This window comes from Nocardioides ferulae, assembly GCF_003660455.1.
GTDB lineage: Bacteria > Actinomycetota > Actinomycetes > Propionibacteriales > Nocardioidaceae > Nocardioides > Nocardioides ferulae.
In genome coordinates this window covers 11695-33654 of sequence record NZ_QZVR01000023.1, presented here as the reverse complement: position 1 = coordinate 33654, position 21960 = coordinate 11695, and the positions used below count along the sequence as shown (strand labels likewise).

The 21960-nt window shown below is 74.0% G+C and carries 16 protein-coding genes and 1 riboswitch; of the genes, 6 read left to right on the top strand and 10 right to left on the bottom strand.

The window, feature by feature from the left end; translation table 11 throughout:
* Positions 1-96 precede the first annotated feature (96 nt).
* Both D6B71_RS19545 and D6B71_RS19540 read right to left on the bottom strand, forming a co-directional pair.
* On the bottom strand, positions 97-933 hold the full coding sequence (locus D6B71_RS19545) for an SDR family oxidoreductase (RefSeq protein ID WP_121258223.1): 837 nt from the start codon (positions 931-933) through the stop codon (positions 97-99).
* Positions 934-1000: 67 nt separating this feature from the next.
* The gene (locus D6B71_RS19540) at positions 1001-2389 is read right to left on the bottom strand and encodes a cytochrome P450 (RefSeq protein ID WP_121258222.1); all 1389 of its coding nucleotides are present in this window, start codon (positions 2387-2389) and stop codon (positions 1001-1003) included.
* 118 nt (positions 2390-2507) lie between these two features.
* On the opposite strand from D6B71_RS19540, the gene D6B71_RS19535 reads away from it, so the two are divergent.
* Positions 2508-3119 carry a TetR/AcrR family transcriptional regulator gene (locus D6B71_RS19535; protein ID WP_121258220.1) on the top strand — a complete coding sequence of 204 codons (612 nt, stop codon included), beginning with the start codon at positions 2508-2510 and terminating at the stop codon, positions 3117-3119.
* An 8-nt stretch (positions 3120-3127) separates the two neighbouring features.
* Here D6B71_RS19535 and D6B71_RS19530 read toward each other — a convergent pair whose 3' ends face one another.
* Together D6B71_RS19530 and D6B71_RS19525 are read right to left on the bottom strand one after the other, a co-directional pair.
* Positions 3128-6733 (bottom strand): ATP-binding cassette domain-containing protein, encoded by a 3606-nt coding sequence (locus tag D6B71_RS19530; protein ID WP_121258218.1) that lies wholly within the window; start codon positions 6731-6733, stop codon positions 3128-3130.
* A 123-nt stretch (positions 6734-6856) separates the two neighbouring features.
* Positions 6857-9046, bottom strand: a complete 2190-nt coding sequence (locus D6B71_RS19525) for an NADP-dependent isocitrate dehydrogenase (protein WP_121258216.1) — start codon at positions 9044-9046, stop codon at positions 6857-6859.
* Between the two features lie 218 nt (positions 9047-9264).
* Between D6B71_RS19525 and D6B71_RS19520 the strand changes: the two genes are divergently transcribed.
* Positions 9265-10443: an MIP/aquaporin family protein gene (locus D6B71_RS19520; protein WP_121258214.1), complete on the top strand. Its 1179-nt coding sequence runs from the start codon at positions 9265-9267 to the stop codon at positions 10441-10443.
* A gap of 10 nt (positions 10444-10453) precedes the next feature.
* Here D6B71_RS19520 and D6B71_RS19515 read toward each other — a convergent pair whose 3' ends face one another.
* On the bottom strand, positions 10454-11146 hold the full coding sequence (locus D6B71_RS19515; protein WP_126688329.1) for a hypothetical protein: 693 nt from the start codon (positions 11144-11146) through the stop codon (positions 10454-10456).
* Between the two features lie 161 nt (positions 11147-11307).
* Here D6B71_RS19515 and D6B71_RS19510 point away from each other — a divergent pair, with 161 nt between their 5' ends.
* The gene (locus D6B71_RS19510) at positions 11308-12291 is read left to right on the top strand and encodes a malate dehydrogenase (protein WP_121258210.1); all 984 of its coding nucleotides are present in this window, start codon (positions 11308-11310) and stop codon (positions 12289-12291) included.
* Positions 12292-12483: 192 nt separating this feature from the next.
* Here the strand turns inward: D6B71_RS19510 and D6B71_RS19505 are convergent, their stop codons facing one another.
* The 5 genes from D6B71_RS19505 to D6B71_RS19485 form a co-directional block, all read right to left on the bottom strand.
* Entirely contained in the window at positions 12484-12861 is a 378-nt protein-coding gene (locus D6B71_RS19505) for a DUF3017 domain-containing protein (protein WP_240641580.1), read from the bottom strand.
* Positions 12858-13712, bottom strand: a complete 855-nt coding sequence (locus D6B71_RS19500) for a bifunctional methylenetetrahydrofolate dehydrogenase/methenyltetrahydrofolate cyclohydrolase (RefSeq protein WP_121258208.1) — start codon at positions 13710-13712, stop codon at positions 12858-12860. The genes D6B71_RS19505 and D6B71_RS19500 overlap by 4 nt, the downstream gene beginning before the upstream one ends.
* 308 nt (positions 13713-14020) lie before the next feature.
* Complete coding sequence (gene purH / locus D6B71_RS19495) at positions 14021-15616, bottom strand: bifunctional phosphoribosylaminoimidazolecarboxamide formyltransferase/IMP cyclohydrolase (protein ID WP_121258206.1); 1596 nt, start codon at positions 15614-15616, stop codon at positions 14021-14023.
* Between the two features lie 35 nt (positions 15617-15651).
* Positions 15652-15752, bottom strand: a riboswitch (ZMP/ZTP riboswitch).
* Positions 15753-15803: 51 nt separating this feature from the next.
* Positions 15804-16421 carry a phosphoribosylglycinamide formyltransferase gene (purN, locus tag D6B71_RS19490; protein WP_121258204.1) on the bottom strand — a complete coding sequence of 206 codons (618 nt, stop codon included), beginning with the start codon at positions 16419-16421 and terminating at the stop codon, positions 15804-15806.
* 22 nt (positions 16422-16443) lie between these two features.
* The gene (locus tag D6B71_RS19485; RefSeq protein ID WP_121258202.1) at positions 16444-17733 is read right to left on the bottom strand and encodes a cell division protein PerM; all 1290 of its coding nucleotides are present in this window, start codon (positions 17731-17733) and stop codon (positions 16444-16446) included.
* 135 nt (positions 17734-17868) lie between these two features.
* On the opposite strand from D6B71_RS19485, the gene D6B71_RS19480 reads away from it, so the two are divergent.
* From D6B71_RS19480 to D6B71_RS19470, 3 genes are all read left to right on the top strand, one after another.
* Entirely contained in the window at positions 17869-19803 is a 1935-nt protein-coding gene (locus tag D6B71_RS19480) for a sigma-70 RNA polymerase sigma factor region 4 domain-containing protein (protein WP_121258200.1), read from the top strand.
* Positions 19804-19943: 140 nt separating this feature from the next.
* Positions 19944-20456 carry an RNA polymerase sigma factor gene (locus D6B71_RS19475; RefSeq protein ID WP_121258198.1) on the top strand — a complete coding sequence of 171 codons (513 nt, stop codon included), beginning with the start codon at positions 19944-19946 and terminating at the stop codon, positions 20454-20456.
* On the top strand, positions 20449-21849 hold the full coding sequence (locus D6B71_RS19470) for a hypothetical protein (RefSeq protein ID WP_121258196.1): 1401 nt from the start codon (positions 20449-20451) through the stop codon (positions 21847-21849). Before D6B71_RS19475 ends, D6B71_RS19470 begins: the two co-directional genes overlap by 8 nt.
* Positions 21850-21960 lie beyond the last annotated feature (111 nt).

Sequence of the window (21960 nt, the reverse complement as noted above, 5' to 3'; positions counted from 1 at the left end):
GCCGGGGCACGGCCCCGAGGACCGTGCGCAGCACTCCCATCCTCCAACCGGGAGGGCCCCGTCCGCTATTCCTGAGACGCGTCTCTCACTCGGGTCTCAGTCGGCCGCGTTCGCGCGCCGAGCGCGGTCCTCGTACGCCGCGCGGGCGGCCGGGTCGGCGTGCCGGAGCACGGAGTCGGCGGCCAACGCCCGCGCCAGCAGGTCCTGGACCGGACGCGGCATCGCCTGGATCGCCTTGGTGGGGCCCTGGACCCACCGGGGGACCCACAGCTCGGCGCGTGGCCGGCGCAGGGCCGACTCGATGACCTTGGCGACGTCCTCGGCGGTGACGGCCTTCACGCCACGCGCCGTCGGCACGCCGGCGGCGAGCTCGGTCTGGACGACGGTGGGCAGCACGACGGTGACGTCGATGCCGCTGGGGGCGAGCTCGGAGCGCAGCGCCTCGCTGAAGCCCACCACGGCGAACTTCGAGGCCGAGTAGGTGGCGCCGTCGGCGACCGCCACCCGCCCGACCGCGGAGGCGACGTTGACGATGTGGCCCCGCCCGCGATCGCTCATGCCGGGGGCGAGGGCCTTGGTGCCGTTGATGACCCCGTGCAGGTTCACGTCGACGATGGCCCGCGCGACGTCGTCGGACTCCTTCAGCACCGAGCCCAGCGGCATGATGCCGGCGTTGTTGACCAGCACGTCGAACGGGCCGAGGTGGCCGACGGCGCCGAGGAACTCCTGCCACGAGGCAGGGTCGGTGACGTCGAGGGGGGCGGCGGCGACCCGGTCGCCGAACGACGCGGCCACCTCGGCGGCGAGGTCGGCGTCGCGGTCGCCGATGGCGACCCGCGCGCCCTGCCGGGCGAACCGCTCCACGGTCGCGCGGCCGATGCCGCGGGCACCGCCGGTCACGATGATCGACATTCCACTGATCTGACGAGCCATGACGGCACCTCGCTGTAGGACTATCTGACAGAAGTGTCTGTCAGTCTTGGAGTGGTGCGCGTCGCTGTCAAGGGACGAGCCGCTCCGTCTCACGGGTGCGGACCAGGTCGACCGGCTGCCCGTCGGTGGGGAACGGCAGCGAGTGGAAGTCGAGCGGGGCGACGTAGCCGGGGTCGACCGACCAGGCGAAGTCGCGCAGCAGCCGGTGCATGATCGCCTTGACCTCGGCGCCGGCGAAGTAGAGGCCGATGCACTTGTGCACCCCGCCGCCGAACGGCGCCCAGGCATAGCGGTGCGAGCGGCCCTCGCGCCGCTCGGCGGAGAATCGGTCGGGGTCGAAGGTCGTGGGGTCGCTCCACAGCTCGTCCATCAGGTGGGAGAACTGCACCCCGACGACGACGTCGGCGCCTTCGGGGATGCGGACCCCCTCGACGACGGTGTCCTTGACGGCGCGGCGCACCAGGGTCGGCACCGGCGCCCGCAGCCGCAAGGACTCCTTCATCACGAGGTCGAGCGACTCGAGGCCCTCGAGCTCGCCCAGTGACGGCCGGTCGACTGCGGCGTGGGACTCCTCTCGGCAGCGCTGCTGCCACGAGGGGTGCTGGCCGAGATGCTGCAGGATCGTGGAGACCGTGATCGTCGAGGTGTCGTGGGCGGCCATCAGCAGGAAGATCATGTGGTTGACGACGTCGTCGTCGCTGAACCGGCGACCGTCCTCGGTCTCGATGTGGCACAGCACCGAGAAGATGTCGTCGGTGCGGGTGGCGCGCTTGGTCGGCAGGTAGTGCCGCAGGAACTCCTCGAGCACCCGCCGGCCGCGGTAGGCACGGCCCCACCGGGTGAACGGGACGTCGGCGCGCACCACGCCCGCGGCCGCCTGGACGCAGGCGATGAAGGCGCGGTTGACGCGGTCCATCTCCTCACGCGAGGTGTCCTCGGCGCCGCCCATGAAGATGTCGGCGGCGATGTCGAGGGTGAGCTGCTTCAACGCGGGGTAGGCCCGGAACCCCGCCTGGGTGTCCCAACCCTCCAGTCCGCGCTCGACGGCGGGGTGCATCCGCGCGGTGTAGGCCTCGAGCCGGTCGCGGGTGAACGCCTCCTGCATGATCCGCCGGTGGGCGTGGTGCTCCTCGAAGTCGAGCAGCATCAGGCCGCGGTGGAAGAACGGCCCGACGAGCTGCGACCAGGCCGGACCGTTCGCGAACGCCTTGTCCTTGTTGCGCAGGGCCGCCTCGCAGGCGTCGGGCCCGAGCAGCATCACCCGGGTCCGGCCCAGCGCCCGGAACGGCGAGACCGGACCGTAGGCCTTCCACTGGTGGCGCATCAGGCCGACCGGGTCGCGGGAGTACTCGAAGAACCGGCCGACCACCGGCAGCCCCCTGTCGCCGGGGAGCGAGGGTGCGAGCGGCACCGGCTGCTGCCGGGGCTCGGAGGGGCGGGACGACTGAACGGCCATGGAGCACCAACCTCTGCGGGTGACGTGGGTCATGCCACCCTGATTCAGGAAGGGAGTCCTGTCAACCTTCGGCGGTGCGGTCGGCCGCGGGGCAGGTGGTGCGTGAGAGGCTGGTGCCATGGCCGTGCAGTCGGGGGTCTACCGGGGCGTCAGCGCGCAGGACCGCGCTGCCCAGCGGCGCGCCCAGCTGATGGAGGCCACCCTCGCGGTGTGGGCGGACGCCGAGACCCGCACCACGATGACCGCGGTGTGCGCCAGCGCCGGACTCACCGAACGCTACTTCTACGAGAGCTTCCGCAGCCTCGACGACGCTCTCACCGCGGTGATGGACCAGATCGCCACCGACATCGAGGAGAGCACCCGGCAGGCGGCCGACGAGGCGGGCACCGACCCCTCGGCCCGCGTGCAGGCCTCGATCCGGGCGTTCGTCGAACTCCTCGTCGCCGACCCCCGCAAGGGCCGGGTGGCGATCATCGAAGCGAGCGCGATGCCCAAGCTGCGCGGACGCCGCACCGAGCTGCTGCACCACTTCGCGCACCGCGCCGCCGAGGAGGCCCACGAGATGCTCGGCCTGCCGCGGCGCAGCGAGCGGGAGAACGCGGTGGCCGGCCTGCTCTTCGTCGGCGGCATGGCCGAGCTGATCGCCGCCTGGCTGGACGGCACCCTCGAGGCCAGCCCGGAGCAGATCGTGGAGGCCGCCTCCCGCAGCTTCCTCGGGCTCTACGGCTGAGCCACTGCTCAGCCGGCCAGGTGGCCCCAGTCGCCCGCCAGGTCCGACCACCGCCCGCTCGCCGCGACCCGCCCGTCGACCAGCACCACGACCCGGTCGGCGCGCGAGAGCGCGGCCCGTTTCGAGGTCGCGCCGACCACGGTGGCCCCGCGCTCGCGCAGCGCCGACCAGAGCTCGACCTCGGTGGCTGCGTCCAGGGCGCTGGACACGTCGTCGGCGAGCAGCAGCTCGGCCTCGGTGGCCAGCGCGCGGGCCAGGGCGAGCCGCTGCACCTGCCCGCCCGAGAGCCGCACCCCCCGGTGGCCGACCAGGGCGTGCGGCCCGCCCGCCTCCTCGACGTCGCGGTGCAGGCGGGCGTCGGCGACCGCATCGGCCAGTCCGCGGTCGTGACCCAGCACCACGTTGTCGGCGAAGCTGCCCGAGAGCACCCTCGGCACCTGCGCCACATGCGCGACCTGGCCCGGCCGCAGGAACTCCTCGGCGTCGGTGACCTCGACGCCGTTCCAGGTGATCGAGCCGGTGTGGTCGACCAGGCCGGCCAGCGCGGCCAACAGACTGGACTTGCCGGAGCCCACCTGGCCGAGCAGCAGCACCAGCTCACCGGCCTCGACGCTCAGGTCGACGCCGGTGACGCCGCGGGTGCCGTCGTCGTGGACCGCGTCGACGCCGCGCAGCTCGAGCCGGCGCAGCGGCACCCGGGGGGCCGGCGCCGGGTCGGGCGCCTGACCGCGGACCAGGTCGACCCCCTCGGGCAGCCGCATCAGGTCGGTGCCACCCGCGAGCCGGCTGGTCGCCTGCTGCCAGGAGCGGGTGCCCGGCGCCTCGGTGATCACCGCGCCCGCCACCCGGCCGAACCAGTCGAAGCCGTTGACCGCACTGGCCACGAGCAGCGCCGTGCCGAGATCCCAGCCGCCGGCGACGAGCACCGCCCAGGCGGCGACCACACCGCCCTGCACCATCACCACCGGGACACCGTCGAGGGCGGCCTGCACCCGGTGCTCGCGCACCGCCGCCTCGACCCGCCCGCCGTCGACGTCGCGCAGGTGGCGCCGCACCGCCGGGGTGGCGGCGGCCAGCTTGACCGTGCGCACGCTGTCGAGCACCGAGACCAGCGACCGGCCGAAGCGCGCCCGCGATCGCGAGGCGGCCGTGGCGGAGCGCCCGGCGATCGGGCGCCCCACGGAGGAGGCGAGCGCGGAGGCGACCATCACCGCCAGCAGCACCCCACCGGCGAGCAGGCTCCCGCCGGCCAGGCTGGTCACCAGCACGATCACCAGGCCGTTGGCGAAGTCGACCCAGCGGTCGGCGTAGCGGGCATAGCGGTCGGCGTCCATCGCCCGCGAGACCACCTCGCCGGGAGGGGTGCGGCTGAGCCGGTGCTGCGAGGTCTGGCCGACGAGCACCGCGAGGCGGGTGCGCTGGCGCACCGCGATCCACCAGTGCGGGTAGCGGCGGAAGGCCGCCGCCAGCAGCATCGGGGAGACCAGCAGGCTGGCCACCAGGAGCACGGTGAGGCCGGCCGGAGTGCCGCCGCGCTGGAGGTCCTCGACGATGCGGCCCCAGGTCCAGCCGGTGAGGGCGCCGTAGGCACCGGTGAGCGAGACCAGCAGGAACAGCACCGCCCCGGTCAGCCCCCACTCGGGGTGGATGCGCAGCACGTGCGCGATGCCCCGCGTGAGGCTCGGCCCGGAGCCGACCTCGGGTCGCTCCGGCGCCGGCCCGCTGCGCCGCAGACCTCCGACGGCCCGGCCGGGCCCCGTCGACGGGGTCATCCGGGTCGTCGCCTGGGTCGTCGGCTGGGTCGTCGGCTGCGCGTCGAGGGAGGGGAGGGCACCTGCAGGCGGAGGCACCTCGGCGGCGGCGGAGTCCAGCAGGTCGCGGAACGGCCCGGGGGCCTCGGCCAGCTGCCGTTGGGGACCCTGCTGGACCACCCGGCCGTGGTCGAGCAGGGCGACGAGCTCGGCACGCTCGATCGTGCCGAGCCGGTGCGCCACCAGCAGCCCGGTGCGCCGGGCCAGGAGCCGGTCGGCCGCGTGCACCACGAGCGCCTCGGTGACCGGGTCCATGCGCGCGGTCGCCTCGTCGAGCACCACCACCCGCACGTCACGGACCAGGAGCCGGGCGAAGGCGACCAGCTGCTCCTCCCCCGCGCTCAGCGTGGTGCCGCCCGGCCCGAGACGGGTGTCGAGGCCGTCGGGCAGCCCGGCCACCCACGAGCCCAGACCGAGCTCGTCCACCGCGGCCTCGACCCGGGCGCGCGGCAGGTCAGCGAAGAGCGCGATGTTCTGGGCGAGCGTGCCGGCCAGGATCTCGGTGCGCTGGGTGACCACACCGACGCTGGCCCGCAGCTGCTGCAGGTCGAGCTCGAGCACGTCGACCCCGCCGACGAACACCGTGCCCGGCGCGGGGTCGACCGCCCGCGAGACCAGCGCGGCCAACGTGGACTTGCCCGAGCCGGTGCGGCCCACCAGGGCGCAGGTGTGACCGGCCGGGACGACCACGTCGACGTCGCGCAGCGCGAACGAGCCCTCGGGATAGGAGAAGTGCAGGTCGCGGAACTCCACGTCGAGGGGGCCGTCGGGCACCGGGAGCCCTCCGGACGGCTCGGCCGGCGACTCCAGCAGTTGGCGCAGCCTGACCAGGGCCCCGAGCCCGGCCTGCAGGTCGGGCAGGTGCTGGGCGAGGTTGTTGACCTGACCCACGAACGTCGAGGTGACCAGGAACAGCGTCACCAGCCGGGCGACCGACAGCCCGTCGGCCACCGCCAGCGCCACCCCCGCCACGGCCACCCCGGCCAGCAGCCCGTGCAGCAGCAGCCCGGCCCGTCGAGCCAGCCGGGTCTCGGCCGCCAGCACCGAGCCCAGCCGGCGGTGCACCTCGGCGGAGAGCCCGGCCAGCCGGCGTACGACGTGGGCCTGGCCAAGGCTGGTGCGCAGGTCGTCGCGCCCCGCCACGCCCTCCTCGAGGGCCGCCGCATGGTCGGTCCAGGCCATCTCCTCGAGGACCTTGAGTCGCGAAACCTCGGGCAGCAGCGGGCGCACCGCGACCACGGTGACCACGGTGAGGACCGGGAGCAGCAGCCACGCCGGCCACCAGGTGAGGCCGGCCACGACCCACATCGGCACGGTCGCGAAGAGGGTGCGCAGGGCGTCCCAGAGCTGGCGGCGCACCAACACGCCGACCTCGTAGGTGTCGTCGTCGACGCGGTCCATCACCTCGCCGACGGCCTGCTCGGAGAGCGCTCCGAGCGGCTGCGCGAGCGCGGCGTCGAGCAGGTCGGCCCGGAGCCGGCCCTCGGCCCGGTCGGCGACGCCGGCCCAGATGACGCGCCCCGCGGAGTCGAGCAGCGCGGCCCCCACGACGCAGGCGGCGAGCAGCCACACCAGGCCCACGCCCGGCTCGGCGGCCAGCCGGCCCGCGACCACCGTGCCGAGGGCCTGTCCGACCGCGGCGGTGAACGAGGCGACCATGGCGACTGCGGCGACCGGCCGCTTCAGGCGGCGCCAGTCGACGGTGCGCGCCGGATCGGGTCGGGCGGCGCCGGTCGCGGCGCTGGGCGCGGCGGCCGGCGGCGACGGTGGGGTCGCCGAGGGAGGGGTGGTGGTCACGGTCATCGGTGTCGACGCTAGGGGTGGGCGCCGACGGTCCTCATCTGGTTTTTCGAAGGGGCAGGACGCAGCGGAGGGGGCGCCGGGATCACCGGCACCCCCTCCCCTGTCGTCACGGGGTCACAGAGGTCACAAGGTCGCGAGCGACTCGTTGAGCGTCTTCGACGGACGCATCACCGCGGAGGCCTTCTCGGGGTCGGGCTGGTAGTAGCCACCGATGTCGGCCGGCTGGCCCTGCACCGCGATCAGCTCCTCGACGATCTGCTGCTCCTTCTCGGCGAGCGTCGCGGCCAGCGGGGCGAACGCCTCGGCGAGAGCGGCGTCGTCGGTCTGGTCGGCCAGCTCCCGAGCCCAGTAGAGCGCGAGGTAGAAGTGCGAGCCGCGGTTGTCGATGCCGCCCACCCGGCGGGTCGGCGACTTGTCCTCGTTGAGGAAGGTCTCGGTGGCCCGGTCCAGCGCCGCCGCGAGCACCTTCGCGCCCGGCTTGCCGGACTGCTCGGCGTAGAGCTCCAGCGACGGGACCAGCGCGAAGAACTCGCCGAGGCTGTCCCAGCGCAGGTAGTTCTCCTTGACCAGCTGCTGCACGTGCTTGGGTGCCGAGCCGCCGGCGCCGGTCTCGAACAGGCCGCCGCCGTTCATCAGCGGCACGATCGAGAGCATCTTCGCCGAGGTGCCGACCTCCAGGATCGGGAACAGGTCGGTGTTGTAGTCGCGCAGCACGTTGCCGGTCACCGAGATGGTGTCCTCGCCGCGGCGGATCCGCTCGACGGAGTACGTCGTCGCCTCGGCCGGCGGCATGATCTCGATGGTGAGGCCGTCGGTGTCGTGCTCGGCGAGGTAGGTCTTCACCTTCTCGATGAGGTTGCGGTCGTGCGCACGGGTCTCGTCGAGCCAGAACACCGCCGGCACGCCGGCAGCGCGGGCACGGGTCACCGCCAGCTTCACCCAGTCGCGGATCGGGGCGTCCTTGGTCTGGCAGGCGCGCCAGATGTCGCCGGGCTGCACGTCGTGCTCGATCAGCACCTCGCCGGCGCTGTTGAGCACCTGCACCGTGCCGGCGGCCGGGATCTCGAAGGTCTTGTCGTGCGAGCCGTACTCCTCGGCGGCCTTCGCCATCAGGCCGACGTTGGAGACCGACCCCATCGTCGCCGGGTCGTAGGCGCCGTTGGCCTTGCAGTCGTCGATGACGGCCTGGTAGACGCCGGCGTAGCTGGAGTCCGGGATCACCGCGAGGGTGTCGTGCTCCTCGCCGTCGGGACCCCACATGTGGCCGCCGATGCGGATCATCGCCGGCATCGAGGCGTCGATGATCACGTCGCTGGGCACGTGCAGGTTGGTGATGCCTCGGTCGGAGTCGACCATCGCCAGGGCCGGCCCCTCGGCCAGGCCCTGCTGGACCGCGGCCTTGATCGCCTCGCCCTCCGGGAGCTCGTCGACCGCCGAGAGCAGCGCGCCCAGGCCGTCGTTCGGCGAGATGCCCGCGGCGGCGAGCTGCTCGCCGTACTGCTCGAACAGCGTCGGGAAGAACGCCTGCACGACGTGGCCGAAGACGATCGGGTCGGAGACCTTCATCATCGTGGCCTTCAGGTGGGCCGAGAACAGCACGTCGTCGGCCTTGGCGCGGGCGACCTGCTCGACCAGGAAGCGGCGCAGCGCCGCGACGTCCATGTAGGTGCCGTCGACGACCTCGCCCTCGAGCACGGCCAGGCCGTCCTTGAGCACGGTCTCGGTGCCGTCGGCGCCGACCAGCTTGATCGTCAGGGTGTCGTCGGCGGGCAGCACGACCGACTTCTCGTTGGCGCGGAAGTCGTGCTCGCCCATGGTGGCGACGGCGGTCTTGGAGTCGGCGCTCCACGCGCCCATCCGGTGCGGGTGGGCCTTGGCGTAGTTCTTCACCGAGGCGGGGGCCCGCCGGTCCGAGTTGCCCTCGCGCAGCACGGGGTTGACCGCGGAGCCCTTGACCTTGTCGTACTTCGCGCGGGCCTCGCGCTCGGCGTCGGTCGAGGGGCTCTCGGGGTAGTCGGGGATGTCGTAGCCCTTCTCCTGCAGCTCCTTGATCGCGGCCTTGAGCTGCGGGATGGAGGCGGAGACGTTGGGCAGCTTGATGATGTTCGCCTCGGGCGTCTTGGCGAGGTCGCCCAGCTCACCGAGCGCGTCGTCGGCCAGCCCGAACTGGGCCAGGATGCGGGACGCGACCGAGATGTCGCGCGTCTCGACCTCCACGCCGGCCTTCGCGGCGTACGCCTCGACGATGGGAAGGAAGGAGTACGTCGCGAGCAGCGGCGCCTCGTCCGTGTGCGTGTAGATGATCTTGGCCATGGAAAGGTGCGACTCCTGAACGGTCGGCGGCGAGCAAGGCTCCGAGATTGCTTGACATCAAGATACCTGACGGATCCCGACCCGCTCACCCTCGCACCAGCGCGGGGCACCGGCAACGTCACCGGCACCACGCCCCTCGGCAACCCCGCCCCTGACCACTAGGGTGTGGCTGCCCGGCGATCGAGCGGGGCGCCCGGACACGATCTCGGAGGGGGACCATGACTCACCCAGCAACCGATGCGAGCGCAGCGGCGACCGCGGACGACGACGCGACGGAGACGCCGGCGGCTCCGGCACCGCCCACCACGCTGCAGAAGCTGGCGGCCGAGACGGTCGGCACCTTCGTGCTGGTGTTCTTCGGCTGCGGCTCGGTGGCGTTCGCCGCCGAGGTCGGGGGCAGCTCGATCACCACGATTGGCCTCACCTTCGGCCTCGCCGTGGCCGTCATGGCCTACGCCTTCGGCCGCGTCTCCGGCGCCCACTTCAACCCGGCCGTCTCGGTCGGGGCCGCGCTCGGCGGCCGGATCGCCTGGATCCAGGCGCTCCTCTACATGGCGATGCAGCTCCTCGGCGCGGTCCTCGCCGGACTGACCCTGTGGCTGCTGCTGCACGGCTTCGACGGGTTCGACGCCGAGGGCAGCATGGGGCAGAACGGCTTCGGCGACGAGTACACCGGCTACGCCTGGTGGGCGGCCTTCCTCCTCGAGGCCCTGCTGACCGCCGTGTTCGTGACCGTGATCCTGGCCGTCACCGACTCCCGCAACGAGCACCCGGCGCTCGCCCCGCTGGCGATCGGCCTCACGCTGGCGGCCATCCACTTCGTGGCCATCCCCGCCACCGGCACCTCGGTGAACCCGGCCCGCTCCATCGGCCCGGCGCTGTTCGCCGGCACCGACGCGATCCTCCAGCTGTGGCTGTTCCTGCTCGCCCCGCTCGTGGGCGCCGCGGTCGCCGGCGTGCTCTACCCGCTGCTCTTCGGCCGGGGCGCCGAGCCGGTGCCCGGCTCCGGCTTCGTGCTGCGTCGGGCCACGCCCGCGGCGGTCCCCGGCTACGGCGCTCCCGACCAGTACCAGCAGCAGTGGAACCAGCAGCAGTCCTGGGACCAGTCCGGTGGCGGCTGGGGCGGCCAGGCCGCGCCCGCCGCGGCGCCGATCATCCAGGACGGCTGGATGTGGGAGGCCGCCCGGCAGCAGTGGGTGCCGGCTCCCCCCGAGTACCTCCAGCCGCAGGCACCCCACCAGGCCCAGCAGTACGCCGCCCCGCAGGCGCAGCAGGGCTACCCGGCCCCGGCACAGGACCAGCCGACCTCCCAGCAGCCGGCCGTCGGCACCGACCCGCACACCCCGCAGCCCGGCGACACCTCGGCGACGCAGATCCGCCCACCCGAGGGCCAGTAGCCCCCCGGCATCACCCCTGGCGCACGAGAGTGCCCAGCGGGTCCGGCACGCTGCCCGCGGTGACGGGCTGGTCCAGCACCAGTCCCGTCCCGCGGGCGTAGGTGCGCCGGCGCACCTTGCCGGTGAGCGGGTCGGTCACCTCCAGCACCACCGTCTCGGCGTGCTCCCGCCCCTCGAGCGCCAGCGGCTCGCCCACCGAGACCACCTCGGCCCGGTCCTCGACCACGTCGGCGAGGTGCGCCTGCGCCCACCCGTCGCCCACCCGCGGCCTCGCCGGCATCACCAGCCCCGCCCGGGCCCCGTCGACGCCGGCCTCCCACACGCCCTGCCTGCCCACCCACCACACGTTGCCGTCGACGTCCTGGGCGAGGTAGTCGGTGTGCGGCGCGAGGCCGGCGCCCGTGCGGCGTACCGCCGTCGCGTCCAGGCCGGCGACCGGCACGGTGTCCGCGGCGACCTGCACGGTGACCTCGCCGCCGGTGCTGCTGGCGAGGTCGATCGTGGTGCCGCGCTCGAGCGCGAGCCACGGGTTGTCGAGCTCGGCCACGAAGTCGTCCGCCTCCGGCGCCGGGGTCGGGACGGCGAGCTGGTCCACGCCGGTCGGTGGGCTCAGCGGCGACGCCGTCCCGCAGCCGGCCAGCAGCAGCGCCACCACGGCCGCGGCGGTCGCACGGCGGGCGACCCGTGGAGGCAGGAGACTCACGCGCGCCAGCATCCCCTACCGCCCGGGGCCTCGTGCGCGGTGCCCCCCGGGGCGCTGCTAGCGTCGGCTCCCGGAAGCACGACCCAGGCACGCGTCCCCAACGTGACCGATCACCCGAGCGGGGACGTACCCCGTTCACGTGATCGACAAGGAGACCCGTCGTGAGCTCATCCCCCCTCAAGGTGGCCGTCACCGGTGCCGCCGGCCAGATCGGCTACAGCCTGCTGTTCCGCCTCGCGAGCGGCGCCCTGGGCGACCGCCCGGTCGAGCTGCGGCTGCTCGAGATCACCCCGGCGCTGAAGGCGCTCGAGGGCGTGGTCATGGAGCTCGACGACTGCGCGTTCCCGACGCTGGCCGGGGTCGAGATCGGTGACGACGCCGAGAAGATCTTCGACGGCGCGAACCTCGCCCTGCTCGTCGGCGCCCGCCCCCGCAGCAAGGGCATGGAGCGCGGCGACCTGCTCGAGGCGAACGGCGCGATCTTCACCGCCCAGGGCAAGGCGCTGAACAAGGTGGCCGCCGACGACATCCGCATCGGCGTCACCGGCAACCCGGCGAACACCAACGCGCTGATCGCGATGACCAACGCCCCCGACATCCCGCGCGAGCGGTTCTCGGCGCTGACCCGGCTCGACCACAACCGGGCGATCTCGCAGCTCGCGGCGAAGACCGGCGCCTCGGTGTCGGAGATCAAGAAGATGACGATCTGGGGCAACCACTCCGCCACCCAGTACCCCGACATCTTCCACGCCGAGGTCGGCGGCCGGAACGCCGCCGAGGTCGTGGGCGACCAGGCCTGGATCGAGAACGACTTCATCCCGACCGTCGCCAAGCGCGGTGCGGCGATCATCGAGGCCCGCGGCTCCTCCTCGGCCGCGTCCGCCGCCTCGGCGACGATCGACGCGGCCCGCGACTGGCTCTACGGCTCCGCCGAGGGCGACTGGGTGTCGATGGCGGTCGCCTCCGACGGCTCCTACGGGGTGCCCGAGGGTCTGATCTCCTCGTTCCCGGTCACCACCTCCGGCGGCGACTGGAGCATCGTGCAGGGCCTCGACGTCGACGAGTTCTCCCGTGGGCGCATCGACGCCTCGGTCGCCGAGCTCGCCGAGGAGCGCGACGCGGTCAAGGAGCTGGGTCTCATCTAGTCGGGACGCGCCAGCGGACCGACTGTTGGTGGTCGAGCGAGCGGCACGGCTGAGCTTGCGAAGCCGTGACCCGCGTGTCGAGACCCGGTGAGCTGTGCAGGGTGGTGACCCCAGGCGAGAGCCAGGGTCACCGCCCTGTCGCGTGGAGGGTCTCGGCAAGCTCGACCACCGGGCCGCTCGACCAGCAGGGGCCTACAGCAGCGGCTGGTCCGGGATCGAGACCGTGAGCGCGATCAGTGCCGCGCCGATCCCGGCATAGAGCAGCGAGTCGAAGAGCCGGTGTCGCACCGCGAGCATCCCGGCGTCCTTGGCGGGCAGCAGCAGCCGCAGCAGCGAGGCACCGAGCACCGCCCCGGCCACCCAGCGGATCCCGACCCTCCAGTCGCCGGTGACCACGATGCCGATGCCGACGGCGGTGACGACCAGCACCGCGATGTAGACCGCGCCGCCGATCGTCGACGGATAGCGGCGCTCCTCCCCCGCCGGCGCCCCGGCGAGCTCGGCCGCCACCTCCTCCGGCGACGGGACCGGCGGGCGGTCGGGGTCCTGCTGGGGGTCGTGCTCGCTCACACGCCCAGCGACTTCTCTGCGATCGAGACGATGTTGGACAGCAGCATCGCCCGGGTCATCGGACCCACCCCGCCGGGGTTGGGCGAGACCCAGGCGGCGACGTCCCAGACGTCGGGGGCGACGTCGCCGGCGAGCTTGCCGTCGACGCGGGAGACCCCGACGTCGAGCACCGCGGCGCCGGGCTTGACCATGTCGCCGGTGACGATGCCGGGCACCCCCGCCGCCGCGACCACGATGTCGGCCTGGCGCACGTGGGCGGCCAGGTCGCGGGTGCCGGTGTGGCACAGCGTGACGGTGGCGTTCTCCGAGCGCCGGGTGAGCAGCAGCCCGAGCGGCCGGCCCACGGTCACCCCGCGGCCGACCACGGCCACCTCGGCGCCCGCGATGGCGACGTCGTGGCGGCGCAGCAGCTCGACGATGCCGTACGGCGTGCAGGGCAGTGGCGCCTCCTCGCCCAGCACCAGCCACCCCAGGTTCGTGGGGTGCAGGCCGTCGGCGTCCTTGGCCGGGTCGATCAGTCCCAGCACGCGGTTCTCGTCGCGCCCCTTCGGCAGCGGCAGCTGCACGATGTAGCCGGTGCAGGCCGGGTCGTCGTTGAGCGCGTGGACCGCGGACTCGATCTCGTCCTGGGTGGCGGTGGCGGGCAGGTCGACCCGGATCGACTCGATGCCGACCTCGGCGCAGTCCTTGTGCTTGCCGTTCACGTACCACCGCGAGCCCGGGTCGTCGCCGACCAGCACCGTGCCGAGCCCGGGGACGACGCCTCGCTCGCGCAGCGCGGCCACCCGGCCCTTCAGCTCCTCCTTGATCGCAGCAGCGGTCGCGGTCCCGTCGAGCTTCTGTGCGGTCACGTGGTCATCCTGTCACTGGTGGGTGGGTGGGTGGAGGTCGCGGGGGTCGGTCTGTGGTGGGTGTTTCCCCGCTGACCTGCCACTCGTGGTGGGCGTTCCGGCGTCGACCCGCCACTCGTGGTCGCTCGACCGCGGGTGACCCGCCACTCGTGGTGAGACATCGGGCCCGCAGTCTGGCGACTCTCGGTGGGCATGAGGCTGCTGCCGGTGGCTGGGGTTCAGACCAACCCCCTGTGAGTTACCGCCGCTGGGCAACTCGCGCAGTCTGGGCGAGCGCCGACTCCGCTCCCTTCGGCGCCCGGGGCGCCTCAGTGCGCGAAGTGGCGGGTGCCGGTGAGGTACATCGTCACGCCGGCGGCCTTCGCGGCCTCGATGGTGAGCTCGTCGCGCACCGACCCGCCCGGCTGGGCGATCGCGGTGACGCCACCGTCGATGAGGATCTGCGGGCCGTCCTCGAACGGGAAGAACGCGTCCGAGGCGGCCACGGAGCCGACCGCACGCTCGCCGGCCCGGCTGACCGCCAGCTTGCAGGAGTCGACCCGGTTGACCTGGCCCATGCCGACGCCGACCGAGGCACCGTCCTTGGCGAGCAGGATCGCGTTGGACTTCACCGACCGGCAGGCACGCCAGGCGAAGGCCAGGTCGGCGAGCACCTCGGGCGAGGCCGGCTCGCCCGAGGCGAGGGTCCAGGTGGCGGGGTCGTCGCCGGCGGCGTCGACGTGGTCGACGTGCTGCACCAGCAGGCCGCCGCTGACCGGTCGGGCCTCGACCCGGGCCGGCTGCTCGTCGACCGGGCAGACCAGGATCCGGATGTTCTTCTTGCGAGCCAGCACCTCGACGGCGCCGTCCTCGTAGCCCGGCGCGACGATCACCTCGGTGAACACCTCGGCCACCTGCTCGGCCATCGCCACCGACACCGGCCGGTTCACCGCGATCACCCCGCCGAACGCCGACACCGGGTCGCACTCGTGCGCCTTGCGGTGGGCCTCGGCCACGTCGGCGCCGACCGCGATGCCGCACGGGTTGGCGTGCTTGATGATCGCCACCGCCGGCTCCGCGAAGCCGTTGGCGGCGCGGCGGGCGGCGTCGGTGTCGACGTAGTTGTTGTACGACATCTCCTTGCCGTGCAGCTGCTCGGCGCCAGCCAGCCCGGCCGGGCCGTGGCCGCTGCGGTAGAGCGCGGCCGGCTGGTGCGGGTTCTCGCCGTAGCGCAGCACCGCCGCCTGCTCCCAGGTCGCGCCGATCCAGGCCGGGAAGCCGGTGCTCGTCCCGTCGACGACCGAGGTGTCGGTGAGCACGTTGCCCATCCAGGAGGCCACGGCGACGTCGTACGTCGCGGTGTGCACGAAGGCCTCGGCGGCCAGGCGCTGCCGCTCGGCCAGCGTGAAGCCGCCGGCGGCCACGGCGCCCAGCACGTCGGCGTACCGCTCGGGGCTGGTGACGATCGCGACCGACGGGTGGTTCTTGGCCGCGGCGCGGACCATCGACGGACCGCCGATGTCGATCTGCTCGACGCACTCGTCGGGTCCGGCGCCCGAGGCGACGGTCTGGGTGAACGGGTAGAGGTTGGAGACCACCAGGTCGAACGGCTCGACGCCCAGGTCGGCGAGCTGCTGCACGTGGGAGTCGAGGCGGCGGTCGGCGAGGATGCCGGCGTGCACCCGCGGGTGCAGCGTCTTGACCCGGCCGTCGAGGCACTCGGGGAAGCCGGTCAGGTCCTCGACCTTGGTGACCGGGAGGCCCAGGCCCTCGATCAGCGCGGCGGACCCGCCGGTGGAGACCAGGGCGACGCCGGCGTCGTGAAGGCCGCGCACGAGCTCCTCGAGACCGGACTTGTCATAGACGGAGACCAGGGCGCGGCGGATCGGCACGCGGTGCTCGGCGGTGGGTGTGGGCTCGCTCATGGGGACACTCCTCATCGGGGTCGGTCGACTTCTCGATGAGGCACCCAGGCGTTCGATGCGCTCGCTACCCGAGACCTTCGAGGCCGTCGAGCCACTCCCCGGTGGTTCCCCACCTGCGCCAGTCGTGTGGCCGCCATTCTACGGGCCGCCGGAGGGTGCTCCGGACCGGCTCAGCCTGGATCCGGGCTCAGGTCCCGAAGCGCACCGTGCGGCCGTCGACCAAGAACCCCTCGCGTGCCATCCGGCCGACGGCGTCGACCAGCATCGCCCGCTCGGCCACCTTGATCCGGTCGTGCAGCGACTCGACGGTGTCGCCCTCCTCGACCGGCACCGGCACCTGGGCCACGATCGGGCCGGTGTCGACGCCGTCGTCGACGACGAACAGCGTTGCCCCGGTGACCTTCACGCCGTAGGCGAGCGCGTCGGCCGGCCCGTGCATGCCCGGGAAGGACGGCGAGAGAGCCGGATGGGTGTTCACGACCCGGCCGCCGAGACGGCCGAGGAACTCGGGGCCCACCAGCTTCATGAACCCGGCCAGCACCACGAGGTCCGGCTCGAAGGCGGCCACGGTGTCGGCGAGCGCCCGGTCCCAGTGCTCACGGCTGGTGAACTGGCCGACCTTGCGGACGAACGTCGGCACCCCGGCCCGCTCCGCCCGCCGCAGCCCCTCGATGCCCTCACGGTCGGCGCCGACGGCGACCACGCGAGCGCCGTACGCCGGGTCGGCGGCGGCGTCGAGCAGAGCCTGCAGGTTGGTGCCGGAGCCGGAGACGAGGACGACCAGACGAGCGGGGGCAGCGGGCACGCCCGGAGTCTACGGCTGCGGGTCAGTGCCCCGCCGCCGGTGTCCGGGCGGCCGCCCGGCGCTGCCACAGCACGGCCACCAGCGCACCGAGCAGTCCGCCGACGCCGAAGGTGGCCACGCCGTGCACCAGCACGTCGGAGACGAGCGGGCCAACCTCGCGCATCCGGCCCGGGCCGACGGCGCCACCGGCCACGGCGGCCGACACCCCGAAGGCCACACCGGCCAGCACGCCGCCGAGCGTGCCGCGGACCATCGTCTCGACCCACCCGAGCCGGGCTCGGCGGCCCGGTCCACGGAGCAGGGTGCGGGCCGTCGCCGCGGCCGCGACCAGCGGGGGCAGCAGCATCAGCCAGGCCACCCAGGCCGGGGTCGGACCGCTGTCGGGGAGGGCGGCGAGCAGCGGGAACATCGGCAGCGGACCGACCACCACAGCGGTCGGCGCGACCAGGGTGCCGGCGCCGACGGTGAATCCGGGGCCGAGCAGGTAGGAGCCGGCGAAGACGACCGCGTTCGGCACGACCGTGGCGGTCAGCACCGTGAACACGGTCGCCTCCCCGGCGTCGGTGTGCAGCTGGGCCATCACGTTCAGGGCGGTGCCGAGGTCGGCGAGAAGGGCCACGACGAGGACGGCGGCCGACAGCGCGAGCCACCACACCAGCAGCCGGCGAGACACCTCGAGCGCGCCCGGGACGGTGCCGGGCACCACCCGCGCCCAGATCGCGGCCCGCCCCGAGCCGACCGCCAGTGCCGGCCCGCCGATCGCGACGGCGAGCAGGAGGGACCAGCGCAGCACCCCGCCGGCGGCCGGCGCGGTGGCCTCGGTGCCGGCGAGGGCGAGCGTGGACAGCGCCGTCGCGGCGTAGCCGGCGGCGAAAGCGACGACCCCGACCGGGACGGTCCAGTCGCGCTGCCCGTCGGCGAGGGCGTCGGCGTCGGGGCCGTGGCCGGAGACCGCGGCACCCACCCGATGGCCCAGCCGCCAGCTGGCCCAGCCGGCCAGCAGCGTCACCCCCAGCGGCAGCACGGTCACCGAGACCGAGTCGACGTGGACGCCCGAGCCGTGCGCCATCAGCCAGCCGAGCGCGCCGGTGCGCAGCGCGTCCCGCGGCGCACCGTGCGCGCCGGCGTCGGTGAGGAACCAGCCGGCGAGGGCCGTCGCCAGGCACAGCAGCAGGGTCGCGCCCGCCGCGGACGCCCCGCCGGCCAGCGCCGTCAGCAGCAGGGGCCGGCGGTGCCGCAGGTCGCGGCGAGCCTCTCCGGTCCCCCGCGGACCTCGCGCACGGGTGGCGGAGGAGGGCAGCAGCGAGGTCATGGTCCATCGATCATCGCCAACCCTGCGGTGCCCGCCGCGGTGCCACGCCGAGGACCCACCGATCGTCCGCGCCGGCGAGACGGGTCCGGACGGGTTCGCCCCGCCCGGTCGCGCCCGGTTACGGTGGACGGCGCCATGAGGGACCCCGACGGATTCGACACGTTCTACCAGGATGTGCGCGGGCGACTGCTGCTGCAGGCCTTCGCCCTCACCGGCGACCTCTCCTCCGCCCGGGCCGCGGTGCGCGACACCTTCGTGGTCGCCTGGCACCACTGGCCGAAGGTGTCCCGCTCGCCCGACCCCGAGGCCTGGGCCCGTGAGCACGCCTGGTCGCGGGCGCTGCGCCGGAGCGCGGCCCGGCTGCGCCGCCGCGACAAGGACCTGTCCGACGAGGCCCGGGCCACCCTCGACGGCCTCGCGAAGCTGCCGACCGTGCAGCGCAAGGCGCTGCTGCTGACCCAGCTGGCCACGGTGTCGATGGACCAGATGGCGCGCGAGGTGGGCCTGCCGCCGGAGGAGGCGGCCCGCCAGTTGCAGCTGGCCACCGCCCAGTTCGCCGTGCACCGCGACGTGCCGACGACGGCCATCCGGCCGCTGTGGGAGCCGCTGGCCGCCGCCGCCGAGGAGGTGCGCTGGCCACGAGGCTCCATCCTGCGGCGCGCGGGCGCCGCGCGCCGGCGCACCCACACCGCGGCGGGCGCCGCGGCGACCGTGGCCGCCCTGCTGGTCACCGGCGTGGTGGTCACCGACACCACCGGGGTGCAGCCCACCCTCGACGGCGGCCACGAGCCCTCGGCCTCCACCCGCAACGGCGCCGGCCCGGCCACCCCGCCCGAGCCGGAGGAGGTGCTGCCCGAGGAGTCGCTCCTCGCGGCCACGTCCTTCGACGAGGCGCTCGCCGGCACCCGCTGGACCGTCACCGACACCCACGCCAACACCGAGGGCACCGGACTGGTGCTGCCCTGCCAGCCCGAGAGGTACGCCGACCGGCGCGGCAGCGCGGCCCTCGTGCGCGAGCTGGCGGGCCAGGTGGATCGGCCGGGCACCCGCCCAGGTGGCCGGCCCAGCGCCCAGCCGGGCACCCGGCCGGCACCGTCCGGCCCCGCGGCGTACCAGCTCAGTGAGGCGTCGGTCTCCACCGAGCGGGCAGAGCGGACCTTCCGGGCCACGGTCGGGTGGTTCGCCGGCTGCCAGGAGGAGCGCGCCCAGCTGCTGTCGACCTGGCAGGGCCAGGGGCTCGGCGACGAGGCGACGATCGTGTCGCTGCGCGACTGGGCGGGCGCCCAGGGGCCCGAGAGCCCCGACGGTCTGGTCGCGGGCGTGGCCCGCTCTGGGGGGCTGGTGACGACCGTGCTGACCCGCGTGCCGGGCACCGGTCCGCTCGAGCCGAAGCCGGTGCTGCGCCTGCTCACCGAGGCCGTCGACGCCCTGTGCCGACTCCCCGACGGCGGCGAGTGTGCGACGCGGCCGCGGCTGCGCCCCGCTCCGCCGGTCCCGACCGGGCAGGTGGCCGCGATGCTCTCCGAGATCGACCTGCCGCCGGCGGGCGAGGTCCGCCGGCCCTGGGTGGGCAACGAGCCGGCCCGCGCCGTCGCCAACGACGCCTCCACCACCTGTGACCAGGCGTCGTTCTCGGGCGGGTTCGAGGGCGTCCGGTGGTCGCGCAACCTGACCCGCACGTTCGTGGTCCCCGAGGCCCGGCTGCCCGACGCGTTCGGGCTCACCGAGACCGTCGGCGCCCTGCCCGCCGCCAAGGCCCGTGCGTTCGTGGCGCAGATCCGGGGCCGCATGGGCGACTGCTCCGAGGACCAGCTCGGCACCGATGTGCGACAGCTTCGCCAGGTCGCCACGGACGCGACGGACCTCAGTGTCTGGGAGGTGACCACCGAGATCTCCGACCAGGAGTCGGTGCGCTTCTTGATGGCGCTGCTGCGGCGCGGCACCGCGGTGGCCCAGCTGGGCTTCGTCCCGGCTCCCGGCGCCGACCTCGGCGACGAGCCGTTCCTGGCCCTGGCCGAGCGGGCGCTGGCCCGGCTGGACCGGCTGCCGGGGCCGCAGCCGCGCGGCTGACCGCGGCACGGTGCCGGCCCCGCCGGCGCTGCGCAGAAATCTGCCCCCGGCGTGCAACCGTGGGGCAGGTCGCGGCGTATCCCTCCCGACCGAGCCCCGATGACACCGCGGGGCACAGAGACGAGACGGGACGAGAGGTCATGGACGAACGCGAGTTCGACGACTTCTACACCGCGTCGTTCCAACGGATCGTGGGGCAGCTCTACGCCATGATCGGGGATCGCGACGAGGCGCAGGAGTGCGTCCAGGAGGCGTTCGTGCGTGCCTGGGCCCACCGGCGGAAGCTGGACAAGGCGGAGTACCCCGAGGCGTGGGTGCGCACCACCGCCTACCGGCTGGCGGTGAGCCGCTGGCGCCGCACCGTGCGTGGCCGGCGCCCCGTCGACCGGGCGGTCGGCGCCGCCACCGAGACCGCTCCCCCGAGCCTGTCGCACGTGGCGCTGGTCGAGGCGCTCAAGCAGCTGCCCGAGGCACAGCGCCAGGCGCTGGTGCTGCACCACATCGCCGACCTGCCGGTCCAGGCCGTGGCCCGGGAGGTCGGCGTACCGGAGGGGACCATCAAGGCCCGGCTCAGCCGCGGCCGCGCGGCGCTGGCCGCGCTGCTCAGCGACGACGCACCCGGGGGCTACCAGGAGGGAGCGACCCATGCCTGACCCGTTCGAGGAGCTCGAGACCTTCAAGCAGCGAGGACTTCCCGTGGACCCCCTGCCCGCGACCGAGGTACGCCGCCGCGGCGACCGGATGCGGCGCCGCAACAACGCGCTCACCGCGGTCGGCGGCATCGCCGCCGCCACGATCCTGGTCGCCACGCCGCTGGCGCTGGCCACCGACGGCGGATCCCGCAGCGACCGGCCGATCCCTCCGGCCTCCCAGGGCACCGACGGCAGCGACGGCTCGGAGACGGGCTGGCGGTCCTCGATCCCCGGTGGGTTCCCGCTGACCTACGGGATGCCGGAGCGCAACGCCTACGACGGCTCCGAGGTCAAGAGCGTGCCCGGCTACCGCATCGAGAGCGGCGTGGCCCCGTGCGGCGGCGACAACCTCGACGTGGACTACCCGGTCGCGATGGTGGACGCGGTGTCGGTCTCCGCCCGGCAGGAGGAGGGCGGCATCGAGCGGAACCTGCTGCTCTACGAGGACGCCGACGCCGCGGCGACCGTGCTCGAGGAGTTCCAGGGCCGGTTCGAGGGCGAGTGCCCCGCGCCGAGGAACGGACCGGGGTCTGCGCTGCTCTCCGCGGCTGTCGGCGACGAGACGCTGGTCTACGTCGACCGGTGGCGCTCCGAGGGTGAGCTGACCGCCGACGGCTATCTCCACCTGCTGGTGCGGGTCGGCAACGCGGTGCTGCACGAGTCGACGTTCTTCGGCGGCGCCGGTGACCAGGCCGTGGTCGCGCAGACGTTGGACGACGTGCTCGAGGAGTCGGCCTATCCGGTCGCGTCGATGTGCCTGTTCTCGGCGAGCCCGTGCACCGAGCTGCCCAGCGAGCCCCGGGCCGCCGCCGACGCCGCGCCGATCCCGGACGGATTCCCCCTCGCGGAGGGCCTGCCGGAGGGCGACCAGGTGATCGGCCCGGCTCCCGACGCCGGCGGCATCGACCTCTCGGCGATGTGCGGGACGATGCGCGACGTGTGGCCGGGCGACTTCGCCGACCGGTCGGCGGTCACCGTCACCCTCGGTGACTTCCTGCGCAGCCGCGAGCTGGTCACCTTCGCCTCCCCGGACCAGGCTCCGGCGATCGTCGAGCAGCTGCGCGGCGCGGTCGCTGCCTGCCCAGCGGTCGAGTCCGCACCCGGGCAGGAGTCCGACACCGACCAGGCCTACACGGTCCTCGACGACGGCACCGGCGCCGACTCGCTGTCGTTCGCGATGACCACCCAGGGCGGCCAGTTGGCCGCGGTCTACCGGTTCGTGGCCGTCAGCGGTCTCGTGCTGGCCTCCTACATCAGCGGCGACTTCACCGAGGCCGAGCTGGACTCACAGCTCGCCGACCTGGTCGAGCAGGACGCGGCGGTGCTGGGGGGGGCGGCCGGCCTGGCGGGCTGAGGCCGGGCGCAGGATCGCCGGATCTCCGGCGATTCCCGCAACGCGTGTGAAGTCCGGCCCCCGACACCGCCGAAGCAGCTCGAGGAGCGACGAGACCCCCCGCCCAGGAGG

Coding starts and splice junctions, on each gene's coding strand:
- D6B71_RS19485 (WP_121258202.1), bottom strand. CDS start 17,733: ATGACCTCGCTGCTGCCCTCCTCCGCCACCCGTGCGCGAGGTCCGCGG.
- D6B71_RS19475 (WP_121258198.1), top strand. CDS start 19,944: ATGGACGAACGCGAGTTCGACGACTTCTACACCGCGTCGTTCCAACGG.
- D6B71_RS19530 (WP_121258218.1), bottom strand. CDS start 6,733: ATGACCGTGACCACCACCCCTCCCTCGGCGACCCCACCGTCGCCGCCG.
- D6B71_RS19480 (WP_121258200.1), top strand. CDS start 17,869: ATGAGGGACCCCGACGGATTCGACACGTTCTACCAGGATGTGCGCGGG.
- D6B71_RS19520 (WP_121258214.1), top strand. CDS start 9,265: ATGACTCACCCAGCAACCGATGCGAGCGCAGCGGCGACCGCGGACGAC.
- D6B71_RS19470 (WP_121258196.1), top strand. CDS start 20,449: ATGCCTGACCCGTTCGAGGAGCTCGAGACCTTCAAGCAGCGAGGACTT.
- D6B71_RS19545 (WP_121258223.1), bottom strand. CDS start 933: ATGGCTCGTCAGATCAGTGGAATGTCGATCATCGTGACCGGCGGTGCC.
- D6B71_RS19535 (WP_121258220.1), top strand. CDS start 2,508: ATGGCCGTGCAGTCGGGGGTCTACCGGGGCGTCAGCGCGCAGGACCGC.
- purH (WP_121258206.1), bottom strand. CDS start 15,616: ATGAGCGAGCCCACACCCACCGCCGAGCACCGCGTGCCGATCCGCCGC.
- D6B71_RS19525 (WP_121258216.1), bottom strand. CDS start 9,046: ATGGCCAAGATCATCTACACGCACACGGACGAGGCGCCGCTGCTCGCG.
- D6B71_RS19540 (WP_121258222.1), bottom strand. CDS start 2,389: ATGGCCGTTCAGTCGTCCCGCCCCTCCGAGCCCCGGCAGCAGCCGGTG.